This is a genomic window from Marinobacterium sp. YM272 (genome assembly GCF_050908845.1).
In the GTDB taxonomy this organism is placed as follows: Bacteria; Pseudomonadota; Gammaproteobacteria; order Pseudomonadales; family Balneatricaceae; genus Marinobacterium_D.
Genome location: NZ_CP194171.1, coordinates 2,376,363 through 2,393,838, shown reverse-complemented (window position 1 = coordinate 2,393,838; position 17,476 = coordinate 2,376,363). Strand labels below are relative to the sequence as shown.

The window sequence follows — 17,476 nt, the reverse complement described above, 5'->3', positions numbered from 1 at the left end:
AAACAAGGGTACGGCCAGGAAAGCCGTACCCTGAAGGGAAGGTAGGACTACTCGGCAACCAGCTCCCTGAACCGCTGCAACGCCGCGCGGGCATCGACATCCATATCCGCTACCGATTCGATCCAGGTCTCATCGATGCCTTTGATCACCTCGTTAAACTCGGTCAGCATCGGATCGCCCTCTTTCAGCGTCACGATCTTCTTGCCGGCATCAACTGCCACCTGGTAACCGGCTTGATCCGCCTCTCCCCAGGCCTTGCCGGCCAGGCGCGACAGCTTCTCGCCGGACACACTCATGATCGCCTTCTGATCCTCTTCGCTGAGGCTGTCAAACACGTCCGGGTTCATGAAGATTGTGAATGCCGTGGTATACATCCCCTTCGGGAACAGCGTGATCTGGTTTGTCACTTCACTGAGGCGCAGGAACTTCTGCTCCTGTACCGGCAGAAACACACCTTCTACGATCCCCTGCTGCATCATCTCGTACACCTTGGTCGCCGGTGCCGCTACCGGGGTCACCTGCAGGCGCTCGGCAAGATCGGTAACGACCCCGCCGCCGATCCTGATCTTGCGATTTTTCAGGTCATCGAGGGAGTTCACGTCAAACTGCGTCTGCAGCTGCCCAGGGCCGTGTACAAACATCCCCAGTACCTGCAAACCGGCATACTCGTCTGCCGGTTCGAAGTACTCTTTATACACCTTCCAAAGCGCTACCGAGCCGCGCTCCGCGTCGCCGCTCTCACCGGGAATCTCTGCAACGCCCGGCAATTTGAAACGTCCGGGTAAATAAGCGTTAACGCTGAAACTGACGTCCGTCACACCATCCTCAACCAGGTTGAACAGGGTTTTCGGGTGTCCCGAGCCATACTCAAGCTCGACCTTGACACGTCCCTCGGTGGCCTCCTCCACCCATTTACTCCAGGTCGGCCAGACCACTTCGTTTTGTGGATTGGTCGGCGGCAGCCAGGTGGTCACGCGCAGGGTCGTTGCCGCCAGTGCCGAGGTGCACAGCAGGGTGCCAGCGAGAGTACAGGCGAGTGTCGATGCTATTTTTATTTTTTTCATACGTCCTCTATTTCTGCCTTGCTTGTTAGATGTGGGTTGTTACTGATGAGCTGTTAAACATAACCTCATACATAATTAGTTGTTTTTGCGTGCGTTGTCATCCAGCAGCCTAATCAGCCCATAAAGTGCGGCGATATCCGGCACATCCCGCCCCAGCTTCCCGGCTATCTCATAGACAGCCCCCACCAGCGCTTCATATTCCAGCGCACGGCCCGCCTCGACATCCTGCAGCATGGAGGTTTTGAAGGGGCCCAGCTTGCGGGTGGAGCGATTACGCTCTTCCACCGTCTGATCAACATCACAGCCGATCGCATCACCAATCGCTGCCGCCTCGGCCATGACCCGGCAGCAAAACAGGTTCACCAGCGGGTCATCGAGCATGGCGTCAGTGGTCGCGCGGGTCAATGCAGAGACCGGGTTCATGGTCATATTGCCCCAGAGCTTGAACCAGATATCACGCTGTATCCTGTTGGATAGTTCAACCGCAAAACCGCTGCCCTGGAGCAGCTCTGCAACGGTGCGGGTCGCTGCATCGAGACCGCCGTAGGGCTCACCGATAATCAAACGGTCACCACCATTTAACTGTGTCACCCCCGGTTCCGGCGTCGCCGCTGCCACATGGACCACACAACCGATCACCTGCCGGGTGGGCAGATAGTGTCGCAGCTCCCCGTCCGGATCCACGCAGCGCAGCGTTCGGTCTGCCGGTGCATCCGCCAGGCCATCGAGGAACCACCAGGGCACGCCATTCATCGCAAGCAGTACCCGGGTATCTTCATTCACCAGGGGACCGATCTGCTTCAGGACAGCGTTCAGCGACGGCTGCTTCACCGCGATCACGATCAGATCCTGTACCCCAAGCTGCTGCGCGAAGGGTGCCTCACTATCCACCGCCTGCACCGGGTAGAAACGGGTGTCACCCCCTTCTGCCAGACCGATACCTCTCTGCTGCAGCGCATTGAGAGTTTCACCCCGGGCAAGCACCGAAACCGGTTTGCCGGTCTGACTAAGCCGCGCCGCGATCAATCCACCGATTGCGCCAGCGCCATATACACATATTTTCATCGCGCTCCCTCTGATCAGTGCTTGAATGATGGATCCTGTTTCTCGACGATCCGTTTCATCGCCGCAAACACATCGGCGCCAGCGCCATATTTGGGATCAAAGTTCAGTGAATCAGCGACACAGCTGTGCAGAATTTTTTCCGGAATCTGGCGCACCGCGCCCATGGACTGGGAGGCGAGCTGTACCTCGCAGGCCCGGTTCACCAGCCACATCAGCGATAACGCCTGGGCCAGGTTGGAACCGATCACCACGGGACCGTGGTTGCGCAACATCAACACCGGTTTGTCGCCGGCGCTGGCCAGAATCCGCTCCCCCTCATCCATACGCAGGGTGATCCCCTCAAAATCATGGTAGGCGATCTTGCCGTACAACTGGGCGGAGTAGAAGTTGCTGTAGGAAAGCCCGTCCTCAAGGCAGCATACCGCCAGTGTCGGCGTGGTATGCACATGCATGACGCAATGGCCATCAGGTACCTGGGCGTGAATCGCACTGTGGAAGGTGAAACCGGCGGGATTAATCGGCCAGTCGGAGTGGCCGATTATATTGCCGTCATGGTCGATCTTGACCAGGTTGGAGGCGGTCACTTCGCTGTAGTGCAGGCCGAAAGGGTTGATCAGGAAATGCTCGGGCTCGCCCGGAACACGCAATGAGATGTGGTTGTAGATCGATTCATCCCATTTCAGGTGGGCAAAGATCCGATACATTGCGGCCAGATCGACCCTGGCTTTCCATTCTTCTTCACTGAAACGGGAGGGGCGTTCGAAATAGCGGTTTGTCGGTTCCATGGGGTCCTCATCGACGGCTCATATTATTTACTTAATAAATTAACAACACGAATGCTCCATAAAAACCAAAATGAATATTGTTCCGCTCAATATTTTTCCGATACCCTCTGCGGATGAACTCCAAACAGATCACCTACTTTCTTAAGGCCGCCGAACTGCAAAGCATTGCCGCCGCGGCCCGCGAACTGAAAGTGGCGCAACCGAGCATCAGCCTGCAGCTGGATAATCTGGAGCATGAGCTGGGCAGCCAACTGTTTCAGCGTGACTACCGCGGCGTGCAGCTCACTGAAAGCGGGCAACGTTTTCGTGCCCATGCCGAATCGATCCTGCGCCAGATGGAACAGGCCAGGCAGGATATCCGGCAGATTGAACAGGAGCCCAGTGGGCGTCTGGTGATCGGTATGACCCAGCCCATCGGCAATGTGATATCGGTGCCACTGCTGGCGCAGGTGGAGAAGCGCTACCCCAAAATTCAGCTGGACCTGTTCGCCGGCCTCTCTTACAACCTGTCACAACAGTTGCTGGCCGGTGAAATAGACCTGGCGATCTCCTCACCCGATGGCAGTGATATGACGCGCCTGAAGCGCCAGAAACTGTTTCGTGAAAGGCTCTATCTGGCGATGGGATCCTCGCCCCAGGTGGCCGCCCAACAGCCCCTGCGATCACGTGTCAGTCTTAGCTTCGCCGAAATGGCCGAGCACGAAGTGATAGTTACCGGCCGGCAGGATTCGCTGGGTTACCTGCTGCACCAGTATGAAACCCGGACCGGAGTACAGGTGCGCCAGAAATCCGCGTTCGGTCAGTTGATGACGACCCTGCGCTACGTGGCCGAAGGCCACGGCCTGCTGTTAAGCCCCTCCTCTGCGTTTTTCCACCTGGAGGAAGCCGGACAGATCCATGCCCTGGAGATTAACGATCCGCCTCTGTGGCGCGATGTCTATATCACCAGCGCCGCCGATCGCCCGGCGACAACACTGATGAAAGCGGTGATCCCGATGATCCAGCAGGTCGCCCGCGAGGAGCACCAGGCCGGGCACTGGCGCGGCGAGCTGGCCGTTAGCGACGATTAGGTAACCCTCTGTCAATTGCTACTCCAATCTCGGCCGTCTTGATTTAGTTAACATATTAAGTATATTATAGAACGACTTTATCCCTCTCCGCTCGGCTGGATCACTATCAAGCCTGAAATATCCAACGTAAGTAGGCCCGCTATGCTCGCGCGAACCCTAAATAACGCTGTCGACCTTTCTGCCAGACTCTCAGGTGTGCTGATCTTCAGCGCCATGCTGCTCGCCCTGGCCGACACCTTTCAGCTGATCGAAGCCACGCACATCGCCACCATCCTGGCCTGGACCTTTGTCGCGCTGGAACTGAAGAATCTGTCAGCCAAGCAGCGTCGCCTGATCCTGATTCTCAGTGGCGCCGGTTTGCTCTTTGCCGGCTGGGCCTGGCTTCAGGGTGGAGATCTCTCGTTGCTTGATATCCTCAGCGAGCATATCAAGCTGGCGATGCTTCTTGCCGCGGTCAACTTCATCCGCCTGGTCTCCAGGCTTGAACCGGCACCTGACCGTAAGGGCGTACGCAGTTTTCTGACCACCCTGGGAGGGATGCACTTTTTCTCCTCGGTGGCTAACTTTTCATCGGTGCTGATGGTCGGTGAACAGCTGTACCGCTCCGAACGGCTCACAGCACTGTCGCAGATCATCCTGGCCCGCGGCTTCAGCCTGGCGGTACTCTGGTCGCCCTTCCTCAGCATTCTGCCGATGACTCTCGACAAGGTGCCGGGCAGCAATATTTATGCGGTCTACCCGTTTACGATTACCCTGGCCTGCCTCGGCCTGCTGCTGACACTGGTGGAATCCAGACTGGTACGTAATGAAGAGCTGTCCTGCTACGCCGGCTACCCGATCAAGTCATCAACCCTGCTATTGCCTGCGGTGCTGATCTCCAGCGTGCTGTTGACCGCCTGGCTTTACCCCTCGCTGCCGACCCTGGGTGTCGTCGCTCTGTTAGCTCTGTTAGCCCCCTTCGCCCTGCTGAGTCTGCGCAATGGCGTAGGTGATGCCACCCGTCGCGCCGGGCGGCACATTATCGAGCGCCTGCCCGACGCACGCGGCGAAATTGCCCTGTTCCTGACCGCCGGTCTGCTCGCCGCCGGTGTAAAGGCCTGTATCGCCACCGGCCTGCTCGAGCTGCCATTTGCCGAAACCAGCGCCAACACCGCCGCCTTCGTGCTCCTTGCCGTGGTCATTCTCGGCTACGCCGGTATCCACCAGTTCGCCGTGGTGGCGATCTGCATGGGCTTTTTCGCCGATATCACCACCACCCCAACCCTGATGGCGATCGCTTACATCATGGGCACCTCGCTGGCCATGTCCGGCAGTATCTTCAGTGGACTCAATTTTATTCTGCAGGCCCGCTTCCGCTGCTCAACGCGGGAGATACTGGCACATAACAGCGTTTATACCCTGATAATGCTGATCAGTACCCTGGTGCTGCTCTACCTGCTGGAATATCTGGGCGTGCGCTAACAGCACGCCCGGCAAATAAGGGCTGACACCCAGGATAAAAACAGAAAAGTACAATAACGAGACAGGAAGTTACATTTTTCAATTCGGTCCGGGCTGTAATACTTCTCTCATCTTTCGAACTCAGGCTGCTCCCACCTGCCGGTGCCCCAGGAGCAGCCTTCTAATAACGACAACTAGAGAAGTCCGTAATGAAAGCAGCCAACCCTATGCTGGAAAAACTTCAAGCCATCCTGCCGGATATCCGCGCCAACGCCCACAAGGCCGAAGAGCAGCGCATGGTGCCCCAGGAAAACATCGACATGCTCCATGGCATTCAGATGAACCGTGCATTTCTTCCCAAAGCCTACGGCGGCCTGGAGATCTCTCTGCCGGAGTTCACCGAGTGCATCGCGGCGCTGGCCGGCGCCTGCTGTTCCACTGCCTGGGCCTACAGCCTTCTGTGCACCCACAATCACCAGATGGCGATGTTCAGCAAGCAAGCGCAGGACGAGTTCTGGGGCGAAAACCCGGACACCGTCGCTTCCAGCTCTATCGCGCCGTTCGGCAAGTATGAAGAAACCGAGGGTGGCATCATCTTCACCGGCGATATGAAATGGAGCTCCGGTGTCGATCACGCGGACTGGATTCTGGTCGGTCTGAACCGCATGGTGAACGACGAGAAGGTGTACAGCTTTGCCGCTATTCCGAAGCGTGATTTCCACATCATCGACGACTGGTACGCCGTTGGCATGCAGGGTTCAGGTACCAAGACCGCGCGTATCGAAGGCGTGTTCGTACCCGAGCATCGCATCCAGGCGGCCAAGGATATGATGGAAGGACGCCATGCCGGTCGTTCGCTGTACCCGGACAGCAAAATCTATCACACCCCGTACCGCCCCTACTTCGCCTGCGGCTTTGCGGCGATGAGCCTGGGTGTAGCCGAGCGCATGATCGAGGTGTACAAGGAGCTGACCAAAAACCGCGTCCGCGCTTACACCGGCGCCAAGGTGGGGGGTTCTGTACCGCCGATCCTGCGTGTCGCCGAGTCCTACCAGCAGGTCTGCGCCGCCCGTGCCTACCTGGAGAAAACCTGGCAGGAGCACAAGGAGTACGGTGAACGTCACGAATACCCGGATCGTTGCACCCTGGCTCACTGGCGCACCAACCAGGCCTACGCCATCAAGATGTGTGTCGAAGCGGTCAACCGTCTGTGGGCGGTGATGGGCGGCTCCAACTGGTACCAGGACCGTGAAGGCCAGCGCCTGTGGCGCGAGTGCAACATGACCGCGGCCCACGCCTACACCGACTACGATGTCTGCGCCCAGATTATCGGTCGTGAACTGCTCGGCCTGGAGCCGGATCCTACCCTGCTCTAATCACAGCACCCGCTGCGGGGGGGAGCCTCCCCCTGCCGGGGCTTCCCCGGCATACCATTCCTGGCTTCCCCGTCACCCGCCATTTTCAGAATAATATTTGGTATAAGCATCATGACTACTGCATTTGATCCCAAGGCTTTCCGTCGCGCGCTGGGTAACTTCGCCACCGGCGTAACCGTCATCACAGCAACCACCCCTGACGGTGAGCAAACCGGTGTCACGGCGAACAGCTTCAACTCCGTATCCCTGGACCCTGCGCTGGTGCTCTGGAGCATCATGAAAACATCCGGCAGTGTCGATATCTTCGACAAAGCCAGCCACTTTGCCGTCAACGTACTGGCTGCAGACCAGATTCCGCTGTCGAATCACTTCGCACGCCCCTCGGACGACAAGTTTTCCGGTATCGATTATGAAAAGGGCTTTGGCGATGCCCCCCTGTTGCCGGAATGCGCTGCCCGCTTCCAGTGCGAAACCTACCAGAAAGTCGACGGTGGCGATCACTGGATTCTGATCGGTAAAGTGGTTGCATTTGACGACTGCGGCCGCTCGCCCCTGCTGTACCACGGTGGCGCCTACTCCGCCGTGATTCCCCATGCCGGTATTAAGCCCAAGGAATCCGAAGTTTCCGATGGCGCCGAGCAGAAAAACGAAAAGCGCCTGGCCAACAACCTGTATTACCAGATGCTGGAAGCGGTTAAACGTTACCAGGCGGGCTATCAGCCGCTGCAGCTGGCCACCGGCCTGCGTACCATTGAAGCGCGTATGATCCTGACCCTGAATGATTTCGGCTCACTCAGTGCCGCCGAACTGGAACAGCGTATTTCTATGCCGGACCAGGATCTGACAGCTGCCGTGGAAATCCTCAAACGCAAGGAGTGGCTGGCCCTGTCCGACGACAAGCTGAGCCTGACCGCTGCCGGTGTAGAACAGGCAGAAACCCTGTGGAAGATCGCCAACGATCGCCAGCAGCAGGTATTCAGCCAGTTCAGCGACGACGAGATCGCCACCTTCCGCAAGGTCCTCAACGCGATCCACTAACATCGCATCCCGGTGAGGGCAGCTCTCTGTACGCTGCCCTCACCCTCGCTCCTTTTTGCTACATCCCTTACCTACGCCGACGCACTCGCCTCTTGGCCCACCCGCCTGACTGCCTCCTTTTCCCTACGTGTAATCACCTCAGGTTCAGCAACAGCTACGAAGTCCTGAGCGGGCAGATTAACAGCAGATCCGATTGAACGATTCAAAGATTGACCGGCGCCTGGCCTGACCGCTGTGCCCGGCGCTATTCCAGCCTGGGCCCTGTTGCCTGCGATGGCTGTGTTAGACCGCACTCGCCGGACTGTTCATCACAGGGTCCCGGTGACGACATCAAGGCATTACGATGCAATTGGGGAGAGCGCTATCGCAGCTCTCGTCGGCCGCACAAAACGAGTGTGTGAAACACAATTGCACTGGGACGGTATCTCAGGACTTTTATATCAGGGGGGCGTCTATTCGGAAAACGGTGTGGGTAAGCGAGAGAATGGCGCTCTGGTCGGCAGAGCTAATCAGTAAACCGGGGGTTAAAAAAAGTCGACCCAACCAAAAACTTGGATGTGAATGATCACTTGGGTCGACAAAGTGCTGAGGTCCAACTCAACTAACTACAGGTGCTGCGTAGTAAAGGGGATTACATCAACTCATAGAGCTGAAGCTCCACCGCATCGGGCTTACGGATTCCGGTACCCACGAACATGCGTTCGCAGATCCAGGCCAGTGCCGGGGAGGAGGTTTCAAAGGTCGGGCAGCAGCGAAAATAGATCTCTTTCGGATCCACCGGCTCGCCCTTGATCAGACGCTCGGTGGCCTCAGGCGAGGCCACTCGAATGGCGTGGTTTTGCACATAAATAGTGTCGCCAGCGTCGGTTTCGATCACATAACGCGCATCCAGCTCTGCCATTCGCGGCGTGAGGATCAGCTGAAAATCAGCGCCACCCGGCAGTATCCGGCCGGACCAGTCGCGGCCCACGGCCGTACCGCCGAGGATCGGGATCAAGCGACGCTGCCCGTGCTGGGCATGACCCACTTCCTGCGGAGCATCCACTTGAATCTTCAGTTCGGCAAAATGTTTCAATTCCGGTTGCATGCAATACTCCTTAACGCTGCGGCATATCGGCCGTTGTGTAGCATAGGCTTACGGTGGCATCTTCAGGGATCGGCGGCATCGTCTCATTCCAGTCCAGCCAACTCTGACGCATCTCCTCAAGCCGCTGCGGCTGCAACTTCGACTGGTTGGCGCGTTCACGGGCATCGTTGGTGATGTTGAACAGGTATTCGTGCTCATCGACCTTCAGGTATTTCCAGTCACCCATGCGCAGGGCACGCTGTCCGCGGTGCTTCATACGCCAGTAGAGCGGACGCTCGAAGCCGTCGCTGTCGCCGTTCAGGATCGACATCAGCGAGACACCATCCACCGGGTAATCCGGATCCACCTCACCGTTACCGGCTTCCAGCAGCGTCCGTGACCAGTCCATGGTCATACAGTGCTGCATGCTGACACTGCCCGGCTTGACCACTTTCGGCCAACGCACGATCCAGGGCACCCGGATCCCGCCTTCGGTCAGGTCCATCTTGCCTCCCACCAGCGGCCAGCTGTCGGAGAAGCGTTCGCCACCGTTGTCGCTGGTGAACACGATCAGCGTATCCTCGGTGAGGCCATGCTCCTCAAGCGCCGCCATGATGCGGCCGATGCCCTCATCCATGTGATGGATCATGCGACGATAGGTATGGATGTTACCGCCATCCAGGTGGTACAGATGGGTCAGCTTCTCCGCCTCTTCGGCATCGTCACGGGTTTCCCAGGGCCAGTGTGGCGCGGTGTAATGCAGGCTCAGGAAGAACGGCTTCTCGTCGGCACTGTCGGCACGACGGTGCACGAACTCAACCGCACGATCAGACAGCAGGTCGGTCAGGTAACCGATCTCCTGGTGCTCCTCTTCATTGATCCAGAGGTCGTTGTCGCCGCGGCCGCTCTTGTGGGTGAAGTAATCCACACCACCGGCCATGATGCCGTAAAACTCATCATAACCTGAGGCACGCGGACCGAAATGCGGCGGGTATCCCAGATGCCACTTGCCGATCAGTCCGGTGTGGTAACCGGCCTTTTGCAGCTGCGATGGCAGGGTCGGGATATGCGGCGGCAACCCCAGCGTAGTGCTGCCTTTGCTGCGCGTATTGATCGGCTCTTCCAGCGCGCCACGCAGGCGATACTGGTAAGCCATGGTCATCAGCGCAAAACGGGTTGGCGAGCAGACCGGCGAGTTGGCGTAGCCTTCCAGAAACAGCATCCCCTCTTCGGCGAGCTGGTCGATATTGGGCGATACCTGCCCGAACTGGGCCTCGCGGCCGCCATAACAACCCAGGTCTGCGTAACCCAGGTCATCGGCAACGATATAAATAATATTGGTCATTAGTCTGCTACCTTGAGACGAAACACTTTGCAGTCGGCGCGACGGTGCCAAACCAAAGCTACTACAGTCAGCGCCACACCTATCGGATCCATGAACATACCCGGTGCGAGCAGGAAGCATGCAGCGGCCAGACGTACCAGGATTTCAACCAGATTAAGCTTTCGCTTATCAAACCCGGTCAGCGCCGTAGCCACCAGCAGGATGCCAACCACCAGTTTGACCAGCAGCCAGAGCCAGGCGACCAGTGAAAACTCCACGCCGGCACTATCAACGGTCAACAACAGCGGGTTGAAGGCGAAAGCAAAAGGTATAGCGAAAATCATCACACCAACTTTCGATGCCTGCACCGACGTGCCTACCGGTCCGCCACCCGAGATACTTGCGGCAGCAAAAGCGGCAAGCGCTACCGGCGGCGTGATCGCCGAAGCCACGGCGATGAAGAACACAAACATGTGCGCAGTCAGCGGCTCCAGGCCCAGCTGCAGCATAGCCGGAATCGCAATAGTCGCCACAGTTACATAGGCAGGCAGCGTCGGCATACCCATGCCCAGAATGATGCAGCAGAAAGCAGCAATCACTAGAGACAACAGCAGCGAGTCGGAGACCAGGCTGCCCAGCAGGATACCGAACTTCAGCGGCACGCCGGTCACGGACAGCGCCGAGATCACAATGCTGACTGCAGCAATGGCCATCAGCAACTGGGAGAAGGTACGACCGCCACCGCATAGCGCCTGAATCAACTTGATCGGTTTCTCACGTACCGCCGGGTTGATAAAGCTCAGCGGGAACAGCAGCGCCAGCGCCGAGATGGAAGCCCCGGACGGAGACAGGCCCATGATCAGCAGCACCACAATCAGGCCCAGGGGCGCAAAAATAAGCAGCAGGTTCAGGTAATCCTGACGGGTCGGCTGTCCGACGCCGTTATCTTCATTCGCGTCGACTTTAATCCCCAGGCGGCGGGACTCAAAAACGATCATCGCAAACAGGCTGCCGTAGTAGGCGATAGCCGGTACCAATACCGCGATGATAATGGTGAGGTAGCTGACACCGACAAAATCGGCCATAACCAGCGCCGCAGCGCCCATGATCGGCGGCATAATCTGACCACCGGTGGATGCAGCCGCTTCCACTGCGCCGGCAAAATTGGGGGTGAAGCCGCGGCGTTTGATCATCGGAATCGTCACCACACCGGTGCCGACCACGTTACCGACGGCACTGCCCGATACGGTGCCAAACAGGCCTGATGACAGCACCGCCGCATGGGCGGGACCACCAGCGGTATGACGCATGCAGGAGAACGCGATGCGGATCATGGAATCACCGGCACCGACACCCTCGAGAACCGCGCCAAGAATAATGAACGGGAACACCGTGGTGATCACAATAGAAAAGGTACTGCCTAGGATCCCTGAATCGAGGCTGTACAGCAGGTTCTGCGCCAGCGTCTCGGCCATATCCATTTCTACGGTCTGCAGAATACCGGGCCAATGGTGTCCGGTTGCCATGTAGAGGATACCGAAGATACCCAGCAGCGCCACCGGCACACCCCAGATACGCCAGCAGAAGAACAGCGATCCGCCGGCAGCAATCAGTGCGAGCCACATCTCGGCGGGCCCGAACAGAAACATCGCCTCATCGAGCTTGCTGCTGATCTGGTAAAACGACCAGCTGGACCAGAGCAACCCGAGTGTACAGATCACGGCGACAAGTGAAATCAGGCGGTGCTGGAAGCTGCCGTCAGAGCGGCCCAGCACAGAGAGCATCACCACGACAGCGCAGAGAGCAAAGAAAGAGCCACGGAAAAACACCATATCGAAAGGCCCGATACGGAAGTCGCCGATAGCCGGCATCACGTTAGCAAGACCATACAGGGTCACGACCAGGCTCAGGAGCGCCAGCGGCCAGGCAATAATACGATTGGACATCAGGTTATCTCCCTCGTGCCGGGGGCGCTGAGCCCCCCGGACAATTCAGAGGCAATATGCCGTTATTCGGTCGGCGGCAGGAGATCGGCGGGAACAGTGATCCCCGCTTCCTGGTAATAGCGCACGGCGCCGGGGTGCAGCGGGGCATTCATCCCGGCAAAGGGAGAGGTCTTCGGTATCAGGGACAGCAGCGGACTGGTACTAGCCACTTCCTCACGCTTTTCCATGTATGTTTTGGTCAGCTGATAGGCCACATCATCAGACAGGTCCTTGTTGGCCGCTATCATCATCAGGGTGCCCCAGGTAGTAATCGCCTTTTCGTTGGTCTGACCGGCATAGGTACCCGGCTCAATCACCACCCTGGTCAAACCCCAGCCTTCGGGGGGAACGGTATCTTCCGGCAGCGAAAGCAGGTAGATATCACGTGACAGGCTCAGCTCGGTCAGTGACTGTGAGCCCAGGCCAAAGGCACCGAGAAAGACATCATACTGCCCATCCTGAAATCCCTGGCTGCCCGTGCCCCAGGGTGCCTTGATCGGCATAAACTCGCCCTCTTCAACGCCACCTTCCTTCAACAGCGCCGTCAACTGGCGGTTAGCCGCACCGGCAGGCGGACCGATGTAGACGCGCTTGGTCTTAACATCGTCCCAGGTCTTGATGCCGGAATCGGCCCAGACGATCGGGTGGAATGGGCTGCCGGGAATGGCAAACAGTGCACGAACATTTTTCGACGCTTCAACCGCCTTATCACCCAGGCCAGCGTAAGGGCCGGTGCCGGTCGAAAGCGCGCTGACTGCTAACGGAGGAACCACGGCTGTATCAAGTTTGCCCTGGCTGATTTTCAACAGAGATTTGGTCAGTGTCTGGTTCAGAATCAGCTGCAGCTCAACACCGTCCTCGGCCCAGTGGGGAGCCATCGCCTGGGTAATTACCGAGAGAACACTGGCTGAACCGGTGGTTTCCATCGCTACCTGTTCTGCCTGGGCTACATTGGCAGCAACAGCGGCGACGACAGCGCAAACACCATTGCGCATCCATTTGGAAGGGATCTTCATACTGTCTCCAGTCTATATTTGTTTTTATTGATGAAAATCACTCTAACCCAGGCGTCACACCCATGTATAATAAAGTTTTGGCGATCCAAACAAACAAATCCGAATACTAAAAAGACCCCTTACCGATGGAATCCAAGCACCTGGTTTACCTGGCCACCATTTTGGAAAAAGGCTCGATCAGTGCCGCTGCGGAACAGTTGCTGATAGCCCAGCCCACCCTGACGCGGGCCATGGCCACTCTGGAAATGCAGGTTGGTACCCAGCTATTCGGCCGCAGTCGATTCGGCGTCACGCCCACACCCATTGGCGAGGCACTGGCGCGGGAGGGGAAAGCGATCATTCGTACCATGGAGATCGCCAGAGAGCAGGTATCGCAATATCAGCTGGGGCTGCACAAGGAGCTACGTATAAGTGCCGGCCCGCTGATCGGTCTGGCATTGATCCCTGACATCATCGAACGCATCATCGACGAGGCTCCGAATACCGCGGTGATCCTGCGCAGTGAGCGCGGTACCGTGGTGCTGGATGAACTGCTGGATGACCAGCACGATGTGGTTATCAGTCCGGCCCCCCACGACCGCCCTATCAATGGCATACTCCGCGAGAAAATCGCCGAAGACATAATCGGCGTCTATTGCAGTCGTCACCATCCGCTCGCACACAAGGAAAACCTGAGTATCAAGGACTTTGAATCCGCCGATTGGCTTAGCCTTGGCCTGGCCAGCCCTTTCGAGGCGCAGGTACTGGAACTGCTGCGTTCAGGAGGGATTGAACAGGCGCGCACCAAGGTGGTGTTCAAGAACGATGCGGCGTTGCTGATCACGCTGCTCGCCCGCGGCCGCCATCTGGCAGTATTGCCAAGCCTGCCGATGGCGGCGATCGCGGCGGATTATGACCTGGTGCCACTGAAAGTGGACCTGGGCACCGTTGTTCGTCGCGACCTTTATCTATGGACCCGCGAAGAGGTGGCTGATCAGCCGGCCTATCAGATCTTTGTCAAGTTCCTCCATGCCGTGATCAGCGACCTGCGGGCAAACATGGCCTGATCCGTCTCACAGACGCTCAGGCCCCGTGCGTTAAAGTGAGTTAAAGCTTCATCCAGACGGTTTTCAAATCCATATACTTGTCAAACGCGTGCAGTGACTTATCGACCCCGTTACCGGACTGTTTCATCCCGCCCAGCGGGACCGAGCAATCAGCGCCACCATAGGTGTTCACATGCACCAGCCCGGAGCGAACCCCGTTGCTGACCCTATGCGCGGTGCTCAGGTTGGATGTCCAAACCGCACCGGACAGACCGTAGCGGGTGCCATTGGCAATCCGTAACGCATCGTCGACATCCTTGAAGCGGGTCACACCCAGCACCGGGCCAAACACCTCTTCCTGCGCCAGGCGATGTTCCGGCAGTACCTGATCGATCACGGTGGGCTCCATGTAGAAACCGCCGCTTTCTGTGAAGCGGCGCTGGCCGCCACAGCGCACAACACCGCCCTGCTCGCGGGCGTCCTGGACGAATTTCAGGTTGCTGTTGAGCTGCACCTCGGAGTGCACGGTGCCCATATCGGTGCCCAGGCTCAGCGGATCGCCGGCCTTGATGGTCTGGGTAATCTCGACCACGCGATTGACGAAGGCGTCATAGACCTCATCCTGCACCAGCAGGCGCGACGGTGCGACACACACCTGTCCCGAGTTGCGGAAGAACATCCGCGCCGATACCTGTGCGGCTTGTTCGAAGTCGGGCATGTCGGCAAAAACGATGTTGGCGGATTTGCCGCCCAGTTCCAGATAGCAGCGTTTCAGGTTGGAGCGCGATGCGTATTCAAGCAGCCGGCTGCCGGTTGCGCCGGAGCCGGTGAACGCCAGCACATCGATATCCTGTGACAGCCCCATGGGCTCGCCGACATTCAAGCCTGTTCCTGTGACGACGTTCAGCACACCGTCGGGCAGACCCGCTTCCAGCGCCAGCTCAGCCAGGCGCAGCAGGGACAGCGACGCGGTTTCCGCCGGTTTCAGCACCACGGAATTACCGGCGGCGATGGCCGGCGCAAGTTTCCAGGTGCCTATCATCAACGGGAAGTTCCAGGGCACGATGGCACCGACGACACCGATCGGCTCTTTGCGCACCAGCGCCAGGGTATCCTCGTCCGAGGGCACGATTTCACCACAGACCTTATCGATAGCCTCGGCGTAATAGCGCAGCGTCGCCGCCGCGGAACCGGGTTCGGCATTGATCGCCATACAGATCTCGGTACCGTTTTCGCGTACCCCCAGTACTGCCAGTTCGACTGCATGCTGCTCCACCAGGTCGGCAAAGCGATGCATGATCTTTTTGCGTGCCGCGGGCGCCATTTTGCGCCAGCGGCCATCCTCAAAAGCGTGCCGGGCTGATTGTACGGCCGCGTCAACATCCACCGCGGTGGCGCTGCTGATACTGGTAAAGGCCTTGCCATCGATAGGCGAGATCACCTCACGTCGCTGCCCTTCTGCCGCCTCACGCCATTGGCCATCGATCAACAGGGATTGTGCGGGAATCACCTGGTTTCTGTATTTATCGATTTCGCTCTGTGTCGTCATTTTTGTTCTGCCCTAGATATCGACTATAAATTCAGCGGCGTTACTGCGTGAACCCAAGATCCTGCTGGATCATATCCGCTGCTTTTTCAGCGATCATAATGATCGGCGCGTTGGTATTGCCGGAGACAATAATCGGCATGATCGAGCCATCAACCACCCGCAGTGACTCCACGCCGCGTACCCGTAAACGCTCATCGACAACGGCCTCCGGGTTGTCGTCAGTCCCCATGGCGCAGGTACCGACCGGGTGGAAAATGCTGGCGGCGCGGTTGCGGATCCACTCCAGAATTTCAGCATCGGATTGGGCTGCCTGGCCCGGCTCATATTCCGACTCCAGCAGCTCCGCCAACGGCCCGCTGGTGGCGATCTCACGCATTTTCCTGACCATGGCAATGGCCAGATCGATATCGCGCTGATCCTGCAGGTAACCGTGTTCGATCTTTGGCGGCATCTCGGGGTCAGTACTCTGAATCTCCAACGAGCCGCGACTGTAAGGCCGCAAAATACAGGCGGACAGCGTCACGCCCGGAAAGGGGTGCGGCGGCTGATGCGGGCGATCGAAACTCACCAGACCGAAATGAATCTGCACATCCGGCCAGGCCACGTCTGCGCTGGACTTGTAGAAAGCCCCTGCGCGGTAAACGCCGTTACGCAGGTCGCCCTGTCGCAGCAACAGGTACTTGAGGAACTCCCGCGCGCCCTTGACGGTACTGTTGGCCACATCGTTGAGTGTCTCCACCCCTGCCTTGCAGCGATAGGCGGGACGCACCTGCAGGTGATCGGCCAGATTTCTGCCGACACCGGGCAACTCGGAAACGACGGGAATGCCGAACCTGGTCAGCAGCGAAGCCGGGCCAACGCCGGACAGCTGCAGCAACTGCGGAGACTGCAGCGCACCTGCACACAGAATCACCTCTGTGGCGGCGTGAATGGTCTTCTCGCCCTCCTTGCTGGTAAACACGACGCCACTGGCGCGCTTACCTTCAAACAGAATGCGGGTCGCCTGCCAGCCGGTGATTACCGTCAGATTGGAACGCCCCATCACCGGTTTGATAAACGCCCGGCCAGTGCTCATGCGACGACCATCTTTGATGGTCATCTGCAGGTAGCCGGCACCCTCGTTATCACCGGTATTGAAATCATCGGTGCGCGGAATACCCGCCTGCTCGGCACTGGCGATAAAGGCATCGGATAGTTTGTCCCTGGGCAGTTCGGAGACGGTCAGCGGCCCCTCTTGCCCGATGGTGTCACCGGAAACCGCGGGGCGGTTCTGGGATTTTTTGAAATAGGGCAGCACGCTGTCCCAGTCCCAGCCCTTAAGGCCCAGGCTGGACCACTGATCGTAATCCTCTTTGTGACCACGCAGGTAGAGCATACCGTTTATCAGGCTGGAGCCACCCAGCCCCCTGCCGCGGGGCCAGGGCAGTTTACGGTTGCCCATGGACGCATCGGCTTCGGTTTCGAATCCCCAGTCAAAGCGCGGGTTGCCGACCGTCTTGAAATAACCGATCGGTATCTGCAGCCAGGGATACAAGCTCTGCTTTCCCGCTTCGACCAGGGTCACCTTTAATTGCGGATTTTCGCTTAAACGCCCTGCCAGGGTTGCACCAGCTGACCCACCGCCGACAATGAGGATGTCTGTTTTTTGCATAAAAGCTCCCCGGTCAACTGAC

General features: G+C 58.2%; 14 protein-coding genes. 5 read left to right on the top strand and 9 right to left on the bottom strand.

The window, feature by feature from the left end; genetic code table 11:
- Positions 1–47: 47 nt before the first annotated feature.
- The 3 genes from ACQUQP_RS10735 to ACQUQP_RS10725 all read right to left on the bottom strand — a co-directional run bounded on the left by ACQUQP_RS10735 (position 48) and on the right by ACQUQP_RS10725 (position 2,914).
- Entirely contained in the window at positions 48–1,064 is a 1,017-nt protein-coding gene (locus tag ACQUQP_RS10735) for a TRAP transporter substrate-binding protein (RefSeq protein ID WP_432695025.1), read from the bottom strand.
- A 75-nt stretch (positions 1,065–1,139) separates the two neighbouring features.
- Positions 1,140–2,129, bottom strand: a complete 990-nt coding sequence (locus tag ACQUQP_RS10730; protein ID WP_432695024.1) for a 2-dehydropantoate 2-reductase — start codon at positions 2,127–2,129, stop codon at positions 1,140–1,142.
- Between the two features lie 14 nt (positions 2,130–2,143).
- On the bottom strand, positions 2,144–2,914 hold the full coding sequence (locus tag ACQUQP_RS10725) for a class II aldolase/adducin family protein (RefSeq protein WP_432695023.1): 771 nt from the start codon (positions 2,912–2,914) through the stop codon (positions 2,144–2,146).
- 113 nt (positions 2,915–3,027) lie between these two features.
- On the opposite strand from ACQUQP_RS10725, the gene ACQUQP_RS10720 reads away from it, so the two are divergent.
- The 4 genes from ACQUQP_RS10720 to ACQUQP_RS10705 all read left to right on the top strand — a co-directional run bounded on the left by ACQUQP_RS10720 (position 3,028) and on the right by ACQUQP_RS10705 (position 7,838).
- Positions 3,028–3,984, top strand: coding sequence for a LysR family transcriptional regulator (locus ACQUQP_RS10720; RefSeq protein WP_432695022.1), 957 nt, complete (start codon positions 3,028–3,030; stop codon positions 3,982–3,984).
- Positions 3,985–4,125: 141 nt separating this feature from the next.
- Complete coding sequence (locus ACQUQP_RS10715; protein WP_432695021.1) at positions 4,126–5,445, top strand: hypothetical protein; 1,320 nt, start codon at positions 4,126–4,128, stop codon at positions 5,443–5,445.
- Between the two features lie 188 nt (positions 5,446–5,633).
- The gene (locus ACQUQP_RS10710) at positions 5,634–6,800 is read left to right on the top strand and encodes a p-hydroxyphenylacetate 3-hydroxylase oxygenase component (protein WP_432695020.1); all 1,167 of its coding nucleotides are present in this window, start codon (positions 5,634–5,636) and stop codon (positions 6,798–6,800) included.
- Positions 6,801–6,911: 111 nt separating this feature from the next.
- The gene (locus ACQUQP_RS10705; RefSeq protein WP_432695019.1) at positions 6,912–7,838 is read left to right on the top strand and encodes a p-hydroxyphenylacetate 3-hydroxylase reductase component; all 927 of its coding nucleotides are present in this window, start codon (positions 6,912–6,914) and stop codon (positions 7,836–7,838) included.
- A 631-nt stretch (positions 7,839–8,469) separates the two neighbouring features.
- Here ACQUQP_RS10705 and ACQUQP_RS10700 read toward each other — a convergent pair.
- The 4 genes from ACQUQP_RS10700 to ACQUQP_RS10685 all read right to left on the bottom strand — a co-directional run bounded on the left by ACQUQP_RS10700 (position 8,470) and on the right by ACQUQP_RS10685 (position 13,229).
- Positions 8,470–8,925: a DUF3237 domain-containing protein gene (locus tag ACQUQP_RS10700; protein ID WP_432695018.1), complete on the bottom strand. Its 456-nt coding sequence runs from the start codon at positions 8,923–8,925 to the stop codon at positions 8,470–8,472.
- 10 nt (positions 8,926–8,935) lie between these two features.
- A complete protein-coding gene (locus tag ACQUQP_RS10695; protein WP_432695017.1) occupies positions 8,936–10,249 on the bottom strand; it encodes a sulfatase family protein in 1,314 nt (437 codons plus the stop codon).
- Positions 10,249–12,174, bottom strand: a complete 1,926-nt coding sequence (locus ACQUQP_RS10690; RefSeq protein ID WP_432695016.1) for a TRAP transporter permease — start codon at positions 12,172–12,174, stop codon at positions 10,249–10,251. Before ACQUQP_RS10690 ends, ACQUQP_RS10695 begins: the two co-directional genes overlap by 1 nt.
- 62 nt (positions 12,175–12,236) lie before the next feature.
- Positions 12,237–13,229: a TAXI family TRAP transporter solute-binding subunit gene (locus ACQUQP_RS10685; protein ID WP_432695015.1), complete on the bottom strand. Its 993-nt coding sequence runs from the start codon at positions 13,227–13,229 to the stop codon at positions 12,237–12,239.
- Between the two features lie 125 nt (positions 13,230–13,354).
- On the opposite strand from ACQUQP_RS10685, the gene ACQUQP_RS10680 reads away from it, so the two are divergent.
- Positions 13,355–14,275, top strand: coding sequence for a LysR family transcriptional regulator (locus tag ACQUQP_RS10680; protein ID WP_432695014.1), 921 nt, complete (start codon positions 13,355–13,357; stop codon positions 14,273–14,275).
- A gap of 40 nt (positions 14,276–14,315) precedes the next feature.
- On the opposite strand, the gene ACQUQP_RS10675 is transcribed toward ACQUQP_RS10680, so the two are convergent.
- Both ACQUQP_RS10675 and ACQUQP_RS10670 read right to left on the bottom strand, forming a co-directional pair.
- Positions 14,316–15,803, bottom strand: a complete 1,488-nt coding sequence (locus ACQUQP_RS10675) for an aldehyde dehydrogenase family protein (RefSeq protein WP_432695013.1) — start codon at positions 15,801–15,803, stop codon at positions 14,316–14,318.
- 40 nt (positions 15,804–15,843) lie between these two features.
- Positions 15,844–17,454, bottom strand: coding sequence for a GMC family oxidoreductase (locus ACQUQP_RS10670; RefSeq protein ID WP_432695012.1), 1,611 nt, complete (start codon positions 17,452–17,454; stop codon positions 15,844–15,846).
- Positions 17,455–17,476: the final 22 nt, after the last annotated feature.